This window comes from Gracilibacillus thailandensis (assembly GCF_010994055.1).
Classification (GTDB): Bacteria; Bacillota; Bacilli; order Bacillales; family Amphibacillaceae; genus Gracilibacillus; species Gracilibacillus lacisalsi.
Window position 1 is genome coordinate 24,349 of sequence record NZ_WJID01000011.1, and the last position, 19,621, is coordinate 43,969.

At 32.5% G+C, this 19,621-nt stretch carries 21 protein-coding genes and 1 pseudogene; 14 read left to right on the top strand and 8 right to left on the bottom strand.

Translation table 11 applies throughout. The annotated features are described in order from the left end of the window. Position 1: 1 nt before the first annotated feature. Complete coding sequence (locus GH715_RS04895; RefSeq protein WP_060681789.1) at positions 2 to 307, bottom strand: metal-sensing transcriptional repressor; 306 nt, start codon at positions 305 to 307, stop codon at positions 2 to 4. A gap of 165 nt (positions 308 to 472) precedes the next feature. Then, on the bottom strand, positions 473 to 1,081 hold the full coding sequence (locus GH715_RS04900; protein WP_147666859.1) for an NAD(P)/FAD-dependent oxidoreductase: 609 nt from the start codon (positions 1,079 to 1,081) through the stop codon (positions 473 to 475). 295 nt (positions 1,082 to 1,376) lie between these two features. Between GH715_RS04900 and GH715_RS04905 the strand changes: the two genes are divergently transcribed. The 8 genes from GH715_RS04905 (at position 1,377) to GH715_RS04940 (ending at position 9,393) form a co-directional block, all read left to right on the top strand. After that, entirely contained in the window at positions 1,377 to 2,102 is a 726-nt protein-coding gene (locus tag GH715_RS04905) for a cytochrome c biogenesis CcdA family protein (RefSeq protein ID WP_147666861.1), read from the top strand. Between the two features lie 12 nt (positions 2,103 to 2,114). Beyond that, complete coding sequence (locus GH715_RS04910; RefSeq protein ID WP_153834526.1) at positions 2,115 to 3,503, top strand: sensor histidine kinase; 1,389 nt, start codon at positions 2,115 to 2,117, stop codon at positions 3,501 to 3,503. After that, positions 3,496 to 4,176: a response regulator transcription factor gene (locus tag GH715_RS04915; protein WP_153834525.1), complete on the top strand. Its 681-nt coding sequence runs from the start codon at positions 3,496 to 3,498 to the stop codon at positions 4,174 to 4,176. The genes GH715_RS04910 and GH715_RS04915 overlap by 8 nt, the downstream gene beginning before the upstream one ends. Before the next feature lie 187 nt (positions 4,177 to 4,363). After that, the gene (locus tag GH715_RS04920; RefSeq protein WP_153834524.1) at positions 4,364 to 6,535 is read left to right on the top strand and encodes a copper-translocating P-type ATPase; all 2,172 of its coding nucleotides are present in this window, start codon (positions 4,364 to 4,366) and stop codon (positions 6,533 to 6,535) included. A gap of 195 nt (positions 6,536 to 6,730) precedes the next feature. Next, the gene (gene resA / locus GH715_RS04925) at positions 6,731 to 7,306 is read left to right on the top strand and encodes a thiol-disulfide oxidoreductase ResA (protein ID WP_153834523.1); all 576 of its coding nucleotides are present in this window, start codon (positions 6,731 to 6,733) and stop codon (positions 7,304 to 7,306) included. A gap of 33 nt (positions 7,307 to 7,339) precedes the next feature. Next, positions 7,340 to 8,044 (top strand): cytochrome c biogenesis CcdA family protein, encoded by a 705-nt coding sequence (locus GH715_RS04930; protein ID WP_060681782.1) that lies wholly within the window; start codon positions 7,340 to 7,342, stop codon positions 8,042 to 8,044. 163 nt (positions 8,045 to 8,207) lie between these two features. Next, positions 8,208 to 8,735 carry a CueP family metal-binding protein gene (locus GH715_RS04935; protein WP_153834522.1) on the top strand — a complete coding sequence of 176 codons (528 nt, stop codon included), beginning with the start codon at positions 8,208 to 8,210 and terminating at the stop codon, positions 8,733 to 8,735. A gap of 328 nt (positions 8,736 to 9,063) precedes the next feature. Next, entirely contained in the window at positions 9,064 to 9,393 is a 330-nt protein-coding gene (locus GH715_RS04940) for a four-helix bundle copper-binding protein (RefSeq protein WP_062351103.1), read from the top strand. Between the two features lie 69 nt (positions 9,394 to 9,462). Here GH715_RS04940 and GH715_RS04945 read toward each other — a convergent pair whose 3' ends face one another. From GH715_RS04945 to GH715_RS04965, 5 genes are all read right to left on the bottom strand, one after another. Next, positions 9,463 to 9,987 carry a spore coat protein gene (locus GH715_RS04945; protein WP_153834521.1) on the bottom strand — a complete coding sequence of 175 codons (525 nt, stop codon included), beginning with the start codon at positions 9,985 to 9,987 and terminating at the stop codon, positions 9,463 to 9,465. A 61-nt stretch (positions 9,988 to 10,048) separates the two neighbouring features. Beyond that, positions 10,049 to 10,609, bottom strand: a complete 561-nt coding sequence (locus GH715_RS04950; protein WP_121131880.1) for a hypothetical protein — start codon at positions 10,607 to 10,609, stop codon at positions 10,049 to 10,051. A 283-nt stretch (positions 10,610 to 10,892) separates the two neighbouring features. Continuing rightward, positions 10,893 to 12,365 (bottom strand): multicopper oxidase family protein, encoded by a 1,473-nt coding sequence (locus tag GH715_RS04955; RefSeq protein ID WP_153834520.1) that lies wholly within the window; start codon positions 12,363 to 12,365, stop codon positions 10,893 to 10,895. 55 nt (positions 12,366 to 12,420) lie between these two features. Continuing rightward, a complete protein-coding gene (locus GH715_RS04960; protein WP_153834519.1) occupies positions 12,421 to 13,806 on the bottom strand; it encodes a sensor histidine kinase in 1,386 nt (461 codons plus the stop codon). Then, on the bottom strand, positions 13,781 to 14,497 hold the full coding sequence (locus GH715_RS04965) for a response regulator transcription factor (protein WP_062351081.1): 717 nt from the start codon (positions 14,495 to 14,497) through the stop codon (positions 13,781 to 13,783). Before GH715_RS04965 ends, GH715_RS04960 begins: the two co-directional genes overlap by 26 nt. 132 nt (positions 14,498 to 14,629) lie before the next feature. Here GH715_RS04965 and GH715_RS04970 point away from each other — a divergent pair, with 132 nt between their 5' ends. Continuing rightward, entirely contained in the window at positions 14,630 to 14,869 is a 240-nt protein-coding gene (locus tag GH715_RS04970) for a hypothetical protein (RefSeq protein ID WP_062351078.1), read from the top strand. 19 nt (positions 14,870 to 14,888) lie between these two features. Further along, positions 14,889 to 15,011, top strand: a complete 123-nt coding sequence (locus GH715_RS21745; RefSeq protein WP_267463674.1) for a hypothetical protein — start codon at positions 14,889 to 14,891, stop codon at positions 15,009 to 15,011. 231 nt (positions 15,012 to 15,242) lie between these two features. Here the strand turns inward: GH715_RS21745 and GH715_RS04975 are convergent, their stop codons facing one another. Next, positions 15,243 to 15,515, bottom strand: a complete 273-nt coding sequence (locus GH715_RS04975) for a hypothetical protein (RefSeq protein WP_163578457.1) — start codon at positions 15,513 to 15,515, stop codon at positions 15,243 to 15,245. A gap of 583 nt (positions 15,516 to 16,098) precedes the next feature. Between GH715_RS04975 and GH715_RS04980 the strand changes: the two genes are divergently transcribed. The 4 genes and pseudogenes from GH715_RS04980 (at position 16,099) to GH715_RS04995 (ending at position 19,486) form a co-directional block, all read left to right on the top strand. Then, positions 16,099 to 17,490 (top strand): hypothetical protein, encoded by a 1,392-nt coding sequence (locus GH715_RS04980; RefSeq protein ID WP_153834518.1) that lies wholly within the window; start codon positions 16,099 to 16,101, stop codon positions 17,488 to 17,490. Positions 17,491 to 18,071: 581 nt separating this feature from the next. Next, positions 18,072 to 18,436: pseudogene (locus GH715_RS21470) on the top strand (arsenic resistance protein); the annotation flags it as partial. Between the two features lie 287 nt (positions 18,437 to 18,723). Further along, positions 18,724 to 18,915 (top strand): hypothetical protein, encoded by a 192-nt coding sequence (locus GH715_RS04990; protein ID WP_121131889.1) that lies wholly within the window; start codon positions 18,724 to 18,726, stop codon positions 18,913 to 18,915. A 199-nt stretch (positions 18,916 to 19,114) separates the two neighbouring features. Further along, positions 19,115 to 19,486, top strand: coding sequence for a hypothetical protein (locus GH715_RS04995; protein ID WP_153834517.1), 372 nt, complete (start codon positions 19,115 to 19,117; stop codon positions 19,484 to 19,486). The last annotated feature ends 135 nt before the right edge of the window (positions 19,487 to 19,621 follow it).

Sequence of the window (19,621 nt, forward strand, 5' to 3'; positions counted from 1 at the left end):
CTTACTTAGAAAATTGCTTCATGACAGTCATTAATTCCTCAATAGTTTCCTTTCCTTCACCCTGTTTAATAGCATCACTAACACAATGGTTAATGTGTCTTTCTGTGATAGAAAATCCTACATTTTTTAGTGCTGATTGAATGGCACTAATTTGTACTAAAATATCTACACAATATCGATCATCTTCAACCATTTTCTGTATCCCACGAACTTGACCCTCAATTCGTTTCAATCGATTAATCGTTTTCTGTATTTCATCTTTCGTTCTTGGTTTACTTGGGTGATCATGTAAGAATCTCTCTTCCAAATGAATCACTTCCTTTTCTTTTATACAATTACTATACCCCCGTATAGTATATTTGTCAATAGGGAAACTTCATTTTTGACAACATCTTTTAATTTTTTACACTTTTGGATATTAGATGTTTTCTTACATACTCACAAATGGTAAATTGTTGTCCAAGGTCTATTATTAGCTTACTAATTGTTCTTTACCTATCCGTTTTAAAAATTTATGGAATTTCTCCCGTTTTTTTCCCTTTTCAGCATATACATCAATTATTTTTTCAACAGTATCGTATAATTCTTCTGGTGTTAAATTTTCTTTCAGTAAAGAACCTACCTCAGCATCTTTTCCTTTCGCTTTACCACCAACATATAAATTATAATGATCTTTATACTTCATTACACCTATGTCACTTAACATTGGTTCACCACAACCAATGATACAACCTGTATAAGCAACCTTTAGGGTAAATGGTACGGGTTTTCCTGCTATACGGCGATTTATTTCTTTTGCCACTGGCATCCCTTCCCTTTCTTCCCCTTTACAAAAATTACAGGTTCTCAAGCTCTTTACGTAATTTCCAACTGGATAACATTTTAAACCAACACTTTCAAATTCTTTAATTACTTCATCTTTATCATCTTCTAGAATCTCTATATAGAGTTGTTGAAAGGTGGTTAACTCCAGTTCATCTTCCTCATTCATGTATTTTGAGATTGTCATAAGTTGTTTAGAATTGAGTTTAGCACCAAACCCTATTCCTCCATTCACAGCGATTTTTATTTTATTCTCCATATTCTTATCTCCCCTATTTTCAATATTTGTAACAATGGATAAAATATACCTATATACAAATTAAACAGATTTTGATGAAAACATCCTCTTACAAAATAATACTATACCCCCCCATTGTATGTGAAGTAATAAAAAGTGGACAAAATTTTATCCTAAACAATATTATGAGATTCTTTATCCAAATTATTGTTATTACCTTAGATTAATTTTTGCTGAAATCTGCACAAAAAATGGACATATTTTTTATATGTTATTTAGTGGATAAAACTATTACAATCAAAGCGAGTGAATTGATATGTTCGAACTTTTTAATGAAATAGGCATTATGCTAAATGGACCACTTCAACAAATTGCATATGGATATGAACACATACCGCTGTTATTTGCATTTTTTCTTGGGTTAATTGGCGCTGTTGCTCCTTGTCAGCTAACTGGCAATATCAGTGCAATGACTATTTATGGTAACAGATCATTAATCGAAAAAGTCCCTTGGTTACACGTATTTCTATTTGTTTTAGGTAAAATAGTTGTTTTTTCAATAATCGGTTTAGTAATTTGGTTACTTGGGAAGGAAATACATAGTAATTTAACACAAATGTTCCCGATTCTAAGAAAAGCAATTGGGCCATTACTTATACTAGTTGGTTTATTTATGATAGGGTTATTTAGCTGGAGAAAAACAGGAAAAATGTTTAAAATACCCACTAAATTTAAAGATAGTTATCTTGGAAGCTTTTTAATGGGTGCGAGTTTTACGTTAGCATTTTGCCCTACTATGTTTGTATTATTTATACTAACCTTAATGCCAGTTGTATTAGAAACATCATATGGATTTGTATTACCTTCTGTTTTTGGAATCGGAACCTCTCTTCCACTTTTATTAATTATTTTTCTTATTTGGTATTTTGGGGCAAGTGGCATTATATTAAAGAGAAGCAGAAAAATAGGGTCACTAGTACAAAAACTTGCAGGAGTTATCATTCTTGTTATAGGTATTCTGGATACTTTAACTTACTGGTAAAAGAGGTCAATTATGTTTAATAAATTATCCTTAAAAATTGGACTATTATTCTTTGTGTTCATGTTAATTATCGAGGTTTTTGTTTATTTTATTCTATATACAAATATAGCAAATGAACGTATTGATGAAGTGATGGATAGTTTATTAGCTCGTGCCAATACACATAGTGCTGTCTTGGAAAATAATTTTGATTCATCAACGTTAGAGCATGTTGCTATCATGGAGTCAGAATCAGAATTTGCTGTTATTATTACCGATGCCAATGGTAACATCATCATTAATTCTGATCCTGTTGAAAAAGAAATGTTTGAAGTAATTGATCATACGGATTATAAGGATATACCCAGTGTCGGAAAAGTAGTAGAACATCGTTGGACGGAAAAACAATATATAGCGGTTGACAGTCCCATTACTATTGATGAAGAACATCAAGGGCATGTCTTTATGTTTGCTAATACCAATATTGTAAAAAATATGGTTAATCATTTGAGTGATCAATTTGTCATAGTTGGACTAATCACCATTGTTCTAACAATTTTTACCGTCTTTATTCTTTCTCGTTTTATTACGTTACCATTAATGAAAATGAAAGAAGCCACAGAACAACTAAGCAAGGGAAAAAATAAAGTGGAATTACATAAGGAACGAAAAGATGAACTAGGTGAATTAGCTGGTTCTATCATGAGGTTATCTAGTGATCTAGAACGATTAAAAAATGACAGAAATGAATTTTTGGCAAGTATTTCTCACGAACTTAGAACGCCATTAACCTATATAAAAGGGTATGCGGATATCATCAGTAAGCAAAACATAACGGACGAAGAAAGAAAAGAATATCTGGATATTATACGGGAAGAAACAGAGCATTTGACAGTTCTAGTTAAAAATCTATTTGACCTTGCTAGAATGGATGAAAATAAGTTTGTAATTAATCGAAAAAATGTTCGTTTTAGACAATTAATCCAAACGATTGAAGAACGAATTGCTCCAGTACTGGAAGAAAAAAATATTACACTTTCTTCTTCATGCCCAGTAAATATCATAGGTAATATTGATCCCGATAGGATCCAACAGGTTTTATTAAATATACTGGATAATGCCAGAAAACATACACCCGAAGGAAAGTCTATATCATTAGAGGTAACCCAGAATGATATAGAAATTACTATAACTATTTCGGATGAAGGGGAAGGAATTCCAAAAGCGGAATTACCTTATCTATTTGAACGGTTATACCGTGTAGAAAAATCGCGTTCCAGAGAAAGTGGTGGAACGGGATTAGGATTAGCTATTGCAAAAGAAATTATAGAATCCCACGGAGGTACGATTGAAATAGAAAGTGAACTTGGTAAGGGTACAAGGGTTATTGTTCATTTAACAAGAGGTGAATATAATGGTTAAAGCTCTATTAGTAGATGATGAAAAACGAATGCTAGATTTATTAGCATTATATTTGAGACCACATAGTTATATATGTAAAAAAGCTATTAGTGCTAAAGAAGCATTATCGCTTTTAAAAGAAGAAACTTTTGACATAGTACTTATAGATATTATGATGCCTGAAATGAACGGATGGGAGTTATGCCAAGAGATTAGAAAAGGTTCTGACATACCTATCATCATGGTAACTGCTCGTGAACAGAAAGAAGATATTATAAAAGGGTTAAAATTAGGTGCAGATGATTATGTGACGAAACCCTTTGACGAAGATGAGTTATTAGCAAGAATAGAAGCGGTATTACGTAGAATGAAACCTGCGAGGAAGATTGAAGTAAATGGTCTCTTATGGAATGAAGATGAGTTTGAGTTATCATATAAAAATAATACATTAAAGTTAACGCCAAAGGAATTTACCATGCTAGGTTATTTTATGAGAAAACCAAACCAAGTGTTTACTAGAGAACAATTAATTGAATTAATTTGGGGATACGATTCGCACACAGAAGGAAGAACAGTTGATTCCCATGTACGGAACATGCGAGATAAAATTCGTCAATCTGGATTTCCCATAGATGATTATTTAATAACTGTTTGGGGTATTGGATATAAATGGGTAAACAAGCCTTCATTATAGGTATAAAAAGGTCTTTAATACAATTATAAAAGAAGACCTTTTGTTTTGACACAAATCTTTTACATAAAATCATAGCCTAATTAATACTGTACAGGGGTATAGTATGATATAGTATGGATAGAAGGATGAATAATACAGAAAATAATAGGAAATTCATCTAAATATCCATACCAAAGGAGGAGTAATAATGAATAACAAAGGAAATGAAGAGAATCAACACAACCACAATAAGCATAAAGAACATGACCATCATAATCATAATCAACATGAGGAACAAAAACATCACAGTCATCAACATCATAATCATGAACATGAAGATATGCATGGTCATCACAAACATGGACATGAAGAACACAAAAATCACGACCACAGTCATGGACATAGTGGGCATCATGGTGGACATGGTGGACACGGCGGACATCACGAACATATGGTAGAAGATTTTAAGAAACGTTTTTGGATATCCCTAGTTTTATCAATTCCTATTTTATACTTATCTCCAATGATTCAAATGCTGATTGGATATGAAGTAAATTTCACAGGTGATACCCTCTTACTTTTCTTGCTTTCCACGATTGTCTTTTTCTATGGTGGAAAACCATTTTTACTTGGAGCATGGGATGAGTTAAAAGAGAAATCTCCTGCAATGATGATGTTAATTTCTTTAGCTATCATTGCCGCTTATGTATATAGCACACTGACAGCATTCTTTATCGAAGGCAGCGACTTCTTCTTTGAACTAGCTACTCTTATTGTAATTATGTTGTTAGGACATTGGATAGAAATGAAATCCCTGATGGGTGCTTCGAAGGCACTGGAAGAGCTAATCAAGTTAATGCCAAAAGAAGCCCATAAACTGGACAAATCCGGAAATATTGTTGAGGTAACAGTCGAAGATTTACAACCGGGTGACCTGATTTTAGTTAAATCGGGTGAAAAGATTCCAATTGATGGTGAAATTTACGAAGGAGAATCTACCGTCGATGAGTCTATGCTTACAGGAGAATCTGTCCCTGTTGAAAAAGGACCCGGTATGGAAGCGATAGGTGGTTCCGTCAATGGTGATGGTGTATTAAAAGTTAAGGTAAGTAAAACAGGAAATGACACCTACCTATCCCAAGTTATTAAATTGGTAAGCGATGCAGAAAAATCGAAATCAAAGGCCCAAGGCTTTGCGGATATTGCTGCTAAGTGGTTATTCTATGTTGCTCTTGTAGTAGGGATTATAACCTTTGCAGTTTGGTGGACTAACGGGGATTTAGATTTTGCTTTGGAACGAATGGTTACCGTATTAATTATTGCTTGTCCACATGCACTTGGTTTGGCAACACCACTAGTAACATCTAGATCTACTTCCATTGCAGCTAAAAACGGCTTGTTAATTCGAAATAGAGTAGCATTTGAAAGTGCATTTAAATTGGATCGCGTGGTGTTTGACAAAACAGGAACACTTACGGAGGGTAATTTTGGTGTTACAGATATCCATCCAAGTGAGGGAATTAGTGAAGAAGAATTATTGAAATTAGCTTATTCTGTTGAAACACAATCAGACCATCCAATTGCTAAAGGAATTGTGAAAGAAGGAAATGATCGTAATTTAAAACCCCTTGATGTAAAGGATTATCAGAATTTAACTGGGAAAGGGTTAGTAGCTAAAATCGGTGATGCAGAAATTGCTGTTATTAGTCCCGGTGCTATGAAAGCAAATAAAATTTCTTTTGATGAAAAAATTTATGACCAACTGGCTTTACAAGGGAAAACAGTCGTATTTGTTCTTAAAGATAATGTCTTACAAGGAATGATAGCCCTAGCTGATATCATCCGTGAATCTTCTTATAAAGTTATTAAAGAATTAAATGACCGTGGCATAGAGACGGTTATGATGACTGGTGACAACACACGTGTAGCAAATTATGTAGGAGAAAAATTAGGTATTTCCAAAGTCATCGCTGAAGTACTTCCCCATGAGAAATCAAATAATGTGAAGTATTTAAAACAAAATGGAAAAAAAGTGGCGATGATTGGAGATGGAATTAATGATGCCCCCGCCTTAGCGGAAGCTGATTTGGGAATTGCTATTGGTGCAGGTACAGACGTTGCGATTGAAACAGCTGATGTCATACTAGTTAACAGTAATCCAGTAGACATTTTAAATATCATTAAATTGTCTAAGGCAAGTCGCAGGAAAATGGTTCAAAATTTAGGATGGGCTGCTGGGTATAACATTGTTGCTATTCCTTTAGCTGCAGGTGTATTGTACAATGTTGGGTTTGTCATAACCCCTGCCGTCGGAGCCGCAGTTATGTCACTCAGTACCATTATTTGTGCAATAAACGCTCAATTATTAAAAATCGATTAATAGAAACAAATAGTTTATGTTTGGCTAAGCATGTATGGTATTGCTTAGCCTTTTATTTTTCTGTAGGTAAATTCTGTTCATAAATAGTACAAAGAATCTGCTTAATTTCTGCAAACTTGTAACGTAATCTAAAAGAGAGTGTCTTTAGATAATACCACCGTTATACTATATTTCTATAAGGAGTGATACATACTTATGAGTTTGGAGGAAACGAAAAAGAAGAAGAAAAATAAAAGGAAAAACAGATTAATTTTTAGAACTTCTATATTAATTGTAATGGTTGGAGCTATTATATTTGCATTAGTGTCTAATATACAAGCGGATAAAACCATTTATCAAGTCGGAGATGAAGCACCTGACTTTGAATTAAAGCAAATTAATAAAAATAATGAATTAGAAACTATACGACTAAGTGATTTTAAAGGGCAAGGTATTATGCTGAACTTTTGGGGTACTTGGTGTAAACCGTGTGAAGAAGAAATGCCTTACATGCAAGCACTTTATCCCGAATATAAAGAAAAAGGAATTGAAATTATTGCAGTTAGTTTAGATAATACGGAACTTGTTGTTGATCGTTTTATTGATAAATATGATCTAACCTTTCCAATTCCCCATGATAAAACAGGAGAAGTCAGGGATTTATACAAAATAGGACCAATTCCAAGTTCCATATTCATTAATCCGGATGGAAAAATTCAGAGAGTTGTAAATGGGGCCTTATCCTTAGAAAGTTTGGAGAGTTACTTTAAAGAAATATTACCTAAACAATAGACCGCAATTTTCTTAAAAAGGGGGATAAAATTTTTGAATGAAATAAATATATTTCTAGCTTTTGGTGCTGGTTTCCTTTCTTTTATTTCACCGTGTGTATTACCACTATATCCGGCATTTTTATCTTATATTACCGGAATGAGCGTAAGTGAGATAAATGAAGAAAATAAAAAAATGAATAAAAAAGCTCTTTTACATACCGTTCTATTTTTACTAGGGTTCTCAAGCATTTTTATTATGATTGGTTTTACCACCTCTTATATATCAGAATTCCTATTAACCTACCAAGATGCCATTAGACAAATTGGTGCTATATTAATTATTTTCTTTGGACTAGTGATTGTTGGAATTTTTAATTTTAAATTTCTAATGAAGAATAAAAAAATCACATTCAAAAATCGTCCCGGTGGTTATGTTGGTTCTTTCATCATAGGGATGGCATTCTCTTTGGGATGGACTCCTTGTACCGGTCCGATACTAGCTATTGTTTTATCATTAGCTGCAACAAATCCTGATGTTGGTATGATTATGATGATTAGTTATGTTTTAGGTTTTTCGATTCCATTTCTATTATTAGCATTGTTTATTGGTAAAATTAAATGGATTAAAAAACATAGTCTAAAATTAATTAAAATTGGTGGATACATTATGATTTTCATGGGAGTAGCACTATTCTTTGATTGGTTGACGAAATTAACTTCCTTCTTAGCTGGATGGTTTGGTTTTTATGGATTTTAAAATATATTTTCCATAATTTATCTATTACATCTGCACGAATAATGCATATTTGGGCATTATAATTTGTCTTGTAGATTTTGTTACAATGTAGAATATCGTTCGTTTTACATGGTAGTATATATTAAGATTTAACAAATTAGATGAAAGAGGAGTCGAACAATATATGAAAAAAGGATTATTGGCAGTAATTGGATTATTACTTATTTTAATAGTTGCTGCTTGTAGTGAAAGCGAAAGTACATCAAACGAAAAAGAACCACAAGTTATCAAGAAAATGGTCCAAGATTACAGTGTCGGGGATTCCGATGATGTGTCTGCTTCTATTACTTCAGAAGAGCTTATTGTCACTGATAGTGATGATAAAGAGACTACCTACGATCTTCCCGAAGATGAATTTTTTGTATCCATCGCACCATTTGTTGAGACGACACACCCTTGTACTAATCACAGCTTGACTGGTTGCCAAGGAGAATTAGTGGAAAAAGAATTTGATGTTTATATTGAAGATGAAGAAGGTAATGTAGTTGTGGATGAAACGATTGTCTCATTAAAGAATGGATTTATTGATTTTTGGTTACCACGTGACAAATCATATAACGTGAAGATTCAATATGATGGAAAAACAGCTGAATCTGAGATTTCCACTTTTGAAGGTGACAATACTTGTATAACAACAATGCAATTAATCTAGTATTATTACCTTTTGATATCTTTAATATAAAATATAAAAAATAAAGAACAACGAGAAAAAATTATATGGTTTTATAATATTTCCTTTAGAATTGAGTGTTTTAAGATAATACTCGATTCTTTTTTTGCTTAATTTTACTATTTAAGATTTTTCTTTGACCCCTCTTTATCCTTATTTTATTGACTGTATATGAACTGACAAATAGATTAATACCTGATAATCAAATACGGAAATTCAGACTATGATGAAGCAGCCTTGTTGGATAAAAAATTATATCAAGGGGATAGTAAAATTTGTACTTAATCTTGAAGCAAAGGAGGATTTTTAGATGGCCGTGTCTTATGAAGAATGTATTAAAGCTTGTTTAGAATGTATGGAAGCTTGTAATGGGTGTTATGATGCTTGTTTAAAAGAAGAGAATGTAAAAATGATGGCGGATTGTATCCGCTATAATAGGGAATGTGCAGACATATGCGCATTAGCAGCAAAAGCAATGCAATCGGATAGCCCTTTTGCTAAGCAAATTTGTAAGCTTTGTGCTGACATTTGTGAAGCATGTGGAAAAATGTGTGAACAACATAACCATGCTAATCATTGTAAGGAATGTGCTGAATCTTGTTTTAAATGTGCAGAGATTTGCCGAACAATGGCATCTTAAATATAAAAACGGTGAACTTGTGTCACCGTTTTTATTAGTTTGTAGTTATGATTAAAACTTTTTCTGTATTTAATTATTTAACAAGTGTTGAAAATGTTGATAGGTTTTTACCTGTTCCTGAGTATCTGCATGGGGAACAAATGACCAACCCATACGATTGATAAAATCAGAATATCTTTTTTGAATTTCTAACTGTTGCAAAGCCATTTCCACATGAGCATTTCTAACATTTCTATTTTTCATTAATAAAGCAGAAGTATAATTTTCATTTGACATCAATTTAGCACCAGCATGTGCTTCTAATGCAATCCATTTATCGTTGTATTTATTAACCCCCGTACCATCTGCTCTTTTATTGCTTACATCATACATATTTAAATCCGGAACTTCAACATACTCATTATTATCAGGATTAATTAAAAATAACATTACCCTAACATGCGACATCATGACATTTATCTGGAGAGCAATAATACTTTTCAAATCTGGATTTGTAGTATTAATATGATAGACTTTTAACTTATTTATCATTCCTTCGTGTGTAGACAAATGTTCGGCCATTAAGCCAAGGTCTACAGATGGTAAAGTTGACATATAACTCACCTTTCATTAAATAAATTCCCTTTAATATATGCTGTTTAATGAAAATCTGTTATTAATGCCCACTCTTATCTAGAAAGTGAAAATCAAGTGGACCAATGTAATTCAATACCAAAAATAATACTACAATGGTAAAAATCATTAAGAATGGATATTTAAAAAAGGAAAGAATTTGATGGTTGGCTTGTTTACGAATTGATTCTTCAGCTGCATATAAAACAAGTAACAAAACCATTGTTATCAACACAGCTATAATATTAATGATTGCATTCGGCCTAGTCATTGCTACCATATCTCCTAGCATGGCTCCCATCATCCCCCCCATTAGTCCGGAGAGTATGCCATCAATGACAGCAGGAAGACCTATAGGTAGTCCTGCTAAAAAACCAACAACCAATCCAATCATTATAGCGTAAATGGTTGATTTAAATAAATCACCATGAAAGATGACCCCTAAAATAGTTCCCATTAGAATTCCTGCCGACATCCCTAATGACATGGATATCATCATTCCATTCATTTTTGTTACCCAATTTCGGTAATATGCTACATAAATAATGGTTGTTGTAACTTGGGTGGCACACAACAAAAGTATAAAAAATAATGAAATTGACATTATTTCAACCCCAATCTTAGTTTGTCCACTTTTATTGTATTCACTGTTAACCCGCATTATGATATACCCATATAGGGTTTATTTTTATATTTACTGATAATAGTACAAGAGAGTTATCGTAAAAATAATCGAAACCTCCGTTCCTTCATCTAAGCTACTATCTATTTGAATTTCCGCTTTACCAAAAAATACGGTGAATTATGTCACCGTATTTTTTAATTATAATGAGTATATTTCGAAATGCTCATATAGATAATTAATATAATATTTAAGCTTCCACTTTTTATTCCACTTTAAATTGTCCCATCATTCCTGCATCTTCATGTTCAAGTATATGACAATGATACATAAATACACCAGAATGATTAAATGTAGCAATAGCCCTAACTTTTTCTCCCGGATACACAATAAACGTATCCTTCCATCCAGTTTCATTAAGTGGCGGTGGATTTCCATCACGATCAATTATTTGAAATTGGACACCATGCGCATGGAAGGGATGAACAGTCCCTCCCATCATTCCCATTCCACTCTCATTGGAAACTTCCCATATTTCTGTTTCATGTATATCCACAAATTCGTCGATTCGATTCATATCCATTTGTTTTCCATTAATGTTGACCATAGGCCCCATTCCTTGAAAAACAAATTCTCTAGTTCTTACTGCTTCATCAGGATCAATCTTCTCAATGGAAGTTAATTGTTCTGGAATGGCATAGTTGGATTCACTTTCACCGTTTACAACAAACTTCATAAACTCTGACCCTTTATTCGATAATTGAATTGTATCTCCATCCTTAAAATTTGAAAAATCAACTAGGATTTCTGCCCTCTCGGCTGGACCCAGAATAAGCTCGTCCATTTCTATTGGATTTTCAAGAAAACCACCGTCACTTGCAATTTGATAAAAGGTTTGGTTATTACTAAAATGGAGTTCATACACACTTGCATTCGATCCATTTAATAACCGTAGCCTCATCATGCCTTTTGGAACTTCCAAATAAGGATCTACAGCCCCGTTGACTAGCATTGTACCTCCTTGTAATCCGTTCATCACATCATGCATTCCTAGTTCATATTGAAAACTTCCATTTTCATTAAATTGTTTGTCCTGAATGATAAGTGGAACATCATTCACCCCATAGTCTTTTGGAATACCCAGAGAGTCAGAAACTTCATCTTCAATGAAAAATAATCCCGCTAATCCCTTATATACTTGCCTCCCGGTATTTTTTTCTGGGTGAGGATGATACCACAGCGTAGCTGCAGGCTGATCTATCGTAAATTCCGGTGTCCAAGACTCGCCCGGTTGAATTCCTGAATGTGGTCCTCCATCTGCGTCTCCATCCACTTCTAGGCCGTGCCAATGAATTGTCGTAATTTCATCTTCTAAATTATTTTCTACCTGTACGGACACGTCTTCCCCATTTCGGACCCTAATGACAGGGCCTAAATAATTTCCGTTATACCCCATTGTTTCTGTTTCCACTCCTGAAATAAATTCCTTTGTTGCATTTTGGGCAGTTATATGGAATTCAGCTTTATCTGGATCTGGATTTTTATCCTCTAACAATGGTGGGATGGGTAGAGATGAATTTCCAACTATATCCGTTTTATTAAAGGAATTCCCATTATCTGATTCATTGATTGGATGTATTGGAAATCCCGATATACCCGAACCTTGTATAAAAAAAAGGTAATACCCTCCGAAAATAATTACTAATCCAGCCAAACTAATACCTAAATATTTCTTCATACTTTTTCCTCCTCGTGAGTGAAGATGTTACCCAGCCATCCAGATTCTTATCTATTCATAAAGTTTCATGCCTTGGGAAGAAAACTGTAATTTCCGTTCCTTCCTTCCATTTACTATCGATTTGAATTTTTCCACGGTGTGCATCCATTAATGCCTTGACTATAGACAATCCAATACCTATTCCACCTGTCTTTCTGTCTCTTGATTTGTCCCCTCGGTAAAATCGTTCAAATAGATAGGGGAGATCATCCTCTTTAATCCCAATCCCTTCATCTTGAACACAAAATCCAACATAACCATTAGAATCCACTATCTTAACATATACGCTATTCCCTTCAGGGGTATACTGAAGGGCATTATTTATTATATTTGCTAACACTTGTAAAACACGATCCTGATCCGCATGTAACCAATATTCTTTAGTTGGCTTTTGAATATTTAATGAAACGCCTTTTTTCTGAAAGGCTGGGGTAAATTGCCCCTCTACTAAACGTAATAAATTTCCTACATCTATATTGCTTTTGTTTAGTTTTATTTGTGGATTTTCAGCGGCAAGTAACTCTTCTAATTCACCGACTAGACGTACTAAACGCATCAATTCATCATGACTTTGCTGCAACCTTTTTGGCGTTGGTTCAAATACCCCATCTTGAAAAGCTTCCATTTGACTTCTTAATGTCGCAAGTGGGGTTCGTATTTCATGAGCAAAATCAGCAGTAAACTGTTTACGAAGTATCTCTTCCTTTGATAACGATTCAGCAAGTCGATTAAACGATTCACCAAGTGGCTTCATTTCATCTGACAATTCCTTAACTGGTACACGAGTTCGCCATTTATGGTCTTGTAATTCTTGAATAGCTTTTGATAACTTTCGATACCCAGTTGTTAGGCGTTTCGAAAACAATAGGCTAAACACGAACGCTAAAACAACTGTAACAATAATAGCAAGATAAATATTCGATTTAATTGTATTTAAAAAAGCAATGTCTTCCCCTATCATTTCCTCTGGATAATAAACTTCCATATTGCCTACATATCTTTCATCAAATGTTAAATCATAAGTATTTTTTCGGTATTCCGTCTTCATATCGATGTCCGAATCAGAATGCATTCCCATCCTATTCATCATTCCGAGCATCATCGTTGTATCTGCTATTACCTGTCCTTCTTCATCAGTAATTCTATAAAATAAATTGTCTGTCATAGCTTGTTGATGCATTAAATTTATTAATTGGTTATCAATAAGTTTCCCTGTTTCTTTATAAGAATTAATTGCTTCATCTTCTATTAGCTTACTTCTTTCCTCTCTATTAATTTTTAAATATTCGTTAAATTGATCTTCAAATCCCCATAGTATAGAAAAACTAGTAAGAAAAATACCAAAAAGTGACACAACTAATAGGTAAAAAAGGATTTTAGAACGAAGTGTCAATCGACGCATCAGACGCTCCTCCAAACTTATATCCCATCCCAAAAACAGTTAAAATAAATTCTGGGTGGCGAGAATCTGTTTCAATCTTTTTCCGAAGGTTTTTTATATGTGTATCAACACTTCGTTCATATCCTTCAAAATAAGATCCATCATCCTGAATTTTTTCCAGTAAATCCAAACGACTGTAAACTCGTCCGGGGTAGCTTGCCATAGCTATTAATAGCTTATATTCGATAGGAGTTAGTGGTATGATTTGGTTATTCAATGTCATCTCCTTTTTTAAGAGATCCACTGTTAGCTTTCCTTCATTGAACGATAAATGGTTTCCACTATTTACTCTTCTTAACCTACGTAAAATAGCCTTTGCCCTTATTACGACTTCTCTTGGACTAAAAGGTTTTGTAACATAGTCATCTGCCCCAATAACGATTCCATTAATTAAATCGTCTTCTGTCGATTTTGCTGTTAACATAATGATAGGAACATCACTTTCTTTTCTCGTTAATCTACATACCTCTTCACCTGAAATATCTGGCAACATAAGATCTAAAATAATAATATCTGGATTATTTTCTTTTATTTTTTTTAATGCTTCTATTCCATTAGAGGCAGGAATGGTTTCCCATCCCTCTTTTTCAAAGTATGCTTCTAACACTTCGAGAATCATATCTTCATCGTCAACAATAAGAATTTTAGTCATGTTAAACCACCTCTTTCATATAGTATCATCAATTAAAATGAAAATGATAATCTTCACAACTTCCACATAAGTTCACCACAAATTCTACATTTATAAGAGGTATGATTTAGTTAAGAAAAGGAGATGTTATAAATGAAAAAATTAGTAATAGGTATATTAACTGGAGCCGTCCTATTAGGAAGTGCAACTTTTGTCGCAGCTGAATCAAATGGTAATGGATTTTTCAACTTTGAAGAAATGAAACCTTATATTGAAGAAATGCATCCTAATTTATCACCAGAACAGCAAGAAGAAATGTTTAACAACTGTCACGGTGAAAATGGTATGATGCAAAACAATACCGGATTCCGTGATATGATGAATAATATCTAGTTTAGAGAGGTGATCCCATATGATGGGGATGATGGGCATGATGGGTTACGGTTTACTAGGATGGATCCTTAACCTTCTAGCTATCGGTATCGTTGTATATTATGCCACCAAATTAGCATTAAAAAATTATCATAAGGATTAATCTAATCGTAATCTCTTTATAAAGGAGCGACTGTGAGATCATTCCTTTTTAATCATGATAATCGAAGTTACTGTTTAACCCGTTTAACATAAACATTAACTCAGCATAAAATGATAGTATTTTGCAAATCAAAGAACCTTCAATATACAACCAATGTATAACTAGTTGTATATTGAAGGTCAATTAATATTTACGCTTATTACATTAAAGCACCAGACTGTTAAATTTACATTATGGCATAGATGTTACTACTAAGTGGATTAAACCTATTACTATAAGCAAAAACACCATAAAGGAAGTTGAATACAACATAAGATGCTTTATAATGTTTTTTTCTTTAATTTGTTTATAAACAATATAGCCTAATACAATCGAAACCAACCATATAATTACTCCCCAGATCGAAAATAAATAAGGTGAATTTGCTATCCAAAGTACAGTAACAAGTGAATAATAAAGTATCAGAACCCAAGCCAATCCTTTCATTCCTCTCCCCACTTTCATTGACCAATAACGAGCAGATTAATTACTAACACCCCTGTCCAATAATCCTGAGCCGGTAGTTGAACAAGCCTTTCAAAATTACGTTCAACTCCTCATTATACAATCTCTTTATTTCTAATTATACAATACAATTTTAAGTGATATTATAATTACATATTTCCGTTTAGTTTGGATTCTTAAAAATGCATTAAATGACAATAGAGTTGGATATACTTCAAATAGAATGTTTGCGCATACTACTATAGACTACTATAGCGTGATAATGATGTTTATGCTGTATTTCTTTACAGAATCGCCTTTATTTTGATTCTAGCGGATCAATAATCAAAATAACAGAAGGATTACTCCATTATTCTTAAATAACGTTTAATCTTATGTTCATAGATTTGCTACAAAAATGAAAACATTTCTCTTGCTATTACTATATTATTTAGTATATAATAACTTTACATTTATTAGATAAAATTAAAATTTCATAATAAAAAAGGGAGAACCCCAAATCTTTGTTAGGTCTTTGATAGTTCAAAGGCGTACTTAGATTTGGGGTTCTTTTCTTTTTGCACAAGTTTTGGAGGGTTAAATAATGACAATGTTAAGTAGGGAAATGTTAAAACAACAAAGAATATTAAAATCTCTTTCGTCTGTTTCTCTGCGTCTAATCCCATTTTTAGCGGCTAATACAGATTTAGACAAACGAATTAATATTATGTTAGAACATATTAAAGCAGCAAATATAATGACTCCTCGTCTAATTAAGGAAGCATTAGGTAAATTGGAGAAAATCCAATGGATCTATAGAGGTAAAGATGGTTACTTATATAGTAATTTCAATACTATTTCTACAGCTGATAACCATAATTTTCACTATATAAATCTATATAAGTTCTTTCAATCTGATGAGTTTAAAAAGTTATATAAGCGCCAATTACAATTCCTATTTTATATTCTTTCAGCAAAACTTCCGGGTCATGAACATTCTTTAGCTATTGAGCATCTTTATCAAAACCGGACTAATGCAAAGGATGTAAAGTTAGATTTTTTTATTAGTTTTGAAGATATGATATCCAACCTTTTAGATTTAATTAATAAAGGTTTCTTTGAAGTGCGACTTGCAGCGAGCAAAGAAATACTAAATAAAAACACTAAAAATCTTAAAGAAAGATTATATACGTTTGCCGAAAAAACAGGTAAAAGAAAGAAACGCATGAGTCAAAATGAAGTAAAGCACCATATCATTCATATTCGTATAGCAAAAGATTTAGTTACAAAAGATCAAATTTGTGACATTTATGATATGACAAGATTGGCAACATTGCAGGATTTAAAATCTATCGCAAAAGATTTTGGATGTAGTTTAGACAGCTTTGATGTAAAAGCATTAGAGAAAGTCCATATGGTAAAGGCAAAAATATATAGGGAATTCGGTGATGTAGGAATACAATTATACCGTGAAGGCTTAAAAGATTTTTTCAAAAATAGAAGCCATGCTTTTCAAAATCTAATGGAAAATGGCGATTTTGGTAATACAATTAAAAACTTTTATGTTATTCCTAGAATTGAACAAAGACTTAAATCCTTATTTGAACAGGTGAAAAATGATTATTTTACTAAATCTTTAAATTTCAAACATGCTATCAAAGACAGTAAACCATTTATATCTTACATTATGGAGGAATCATATAACGACAACCTTATCATATTAGATCGTGAATTAGAAGTAGCATATAGCTTTATTTATAACCAATTCACACAAGTAGATAAGATTTGGTATGAATTTAAAGAAAAAGTAGAAAAAATCTATAAAGATGAGGCCGAAGCTCATGGTAATGATAGGAATAAAGTATTTTATCTTGCTATCCAAAGGCAATTAAATCAAAAAGAACGTACTATCTCTGAAATCAAACGGGACAGTAACTATAAAAGAGAAAGAAGAGAAAAATTACTTTACAATCCTTACGTGGCAATTACCGAGTAATATCGTATCCTTTTTAAAAATTATTATTGCTGTTTTTTTAAGGTCCAAAATGCGGGGATTGCCTAATAATTATTTTTTTAAAATATAAAATATAAATTCTGCCTTTCTGCCCTAATGGAGAAGGGTTATTTGGCATGACCATTTTTCAAACAATACCTTTTAATAAAAAAGTATAGGACGATTCTCTTGTTTCTGTATTGTATTGTTTCTAAATAAAGCTATTTTTTAAAGATTAATGGCCAATTACTTCAGGAAATTTTTATAGTATCTGTTAAAACATCTATATTTAAAGACAAAAATCATATTTACATTAATTAATTTTATATTATAGATATTTGATTTCTAGTATCCTTGAAATTTATTGTCATATAAACTCTTCAATCCCTTGCCAAGTAAGGGTGTCTTAAAGTTACTTTAAGAGACTAATGTATCTTATAATGTTTTATATTATTAACTTTTATTACTATATATATCACTATTCTAATTAAATGCTAAATGATGTATTTGGCATTTAATTTACGTATGAATGGCGGTATAAATTTTGCATAAAAGTAACCCAAACATATAAGGATCGGAAATAGGTTAATTTTATCTGGACACCAATATTAGCTTGGGGTTTGGGTTCCATTTTCTTATCTGATTATCCTGCTTTATGGATTGGTTTATCATGCTTATGGTGACACCTTGTACAGATTGATATCTAGCGTTTACTGGCATAGCAAAAGGAAATGTGTCTCTTTCAACATCCGTTTTGCCGATTAATTTAATTTTGCAAGTCGTACTTTTGCCAATGTATTTGTTAATATTTGTACTGGAACTATATAGTTATTGTATTAGTTGTCCCTTTTATAATTGCTCATCTTACACAATTCTTATTAAGAAAAATTCTGTTTTAAACAACAAAATTATTCCCCTTCTTGGCAATGCTCAAATACTCTTTTTAGCTTCTCAATGATGATGTTTGGTGGTATTTTATGTTAGTGTTCTGGGGTTTAATTATTTGGTTCTCGTATTAATAATACGAAAGCTATCATCAAGAAATAGATCAAGCCAAACTGACAAGGCAGTTGAATTACTTAGACAGCGATATTCCCGAAGAGAAATCGATACCGAGGAGGAGTACAAAATACGACAATCGAATCATTTTTTTGAAGGTGACATTCACGTATTTATGTTAAAGGCATATATAAAATATTAGATATTATTGTATTACAGGAACAGGAGTGTGCAAAATTGAATTATCAATATCCATACTATTATTACCCGAATTATACAGGAAGAACAGAAGCTGGTATGCCCATGATGGGGATGGATGAAATGAAACAAATGATGATGGAACACATGAAGATGACACAACAAATTAAGCAAAAAGTTGATATGATTGATGAACGTTTAAGGAAAATGGAAGAAAAAATGATGTGGTAGTAAACAACTACCACATCATTTTTTAATTAACGGGTTTTAACGGTTCAGGGGTTATTCTCTACAAATGATTTACTCGTCTGTCAACATCAATTGTCTCTCTCCCATTGAATAGTCTCTCATTAACATAGTCAATAATGTTTGAAGTGTGTATATTAGGTCTTGTTTTGCTTCATAATGAAATGAACAAGGAGTGTATAAAATGGATATTGAATACATTTTTGAGCATGGTTCTTTTGAGGAATTTCAACAAATAACGACGTTAAGGGAAAATCAGCTTTACTGGTTAAATTATATTGTCAGCTCAATAGAAAAGAGACAAGTAGCGGAAATTTTGTTTGGTAAAGGGTATTCTATTAAAGAAGTGGAAGATATTCTTGTATTACCAGACGGTGAAGCTTCTTTGATGAAGGTTCATTTAGATAAATTCGGAACAATCGATACAGAAAATATACTAAAAGCACTAACAAAAATATATCAGAGACAAACGTTGGAAGCAGTTATTGAACGCTTGTTAGACAAAAATTACAACAAAGATGTTGTTGAAGATGTGATACAATTGTTTAATAAATAGATGGGAAGAAGTTTTAAAGTCTATGATTGAAAATGGTAATATAATTACCTCTGATAAGTTATTTTGGCAGAAAGTGTTCAATCCTAACGAGCAGAATCTGTTCATTTTAGTTTAGCAGTTACAACAGTTATTATT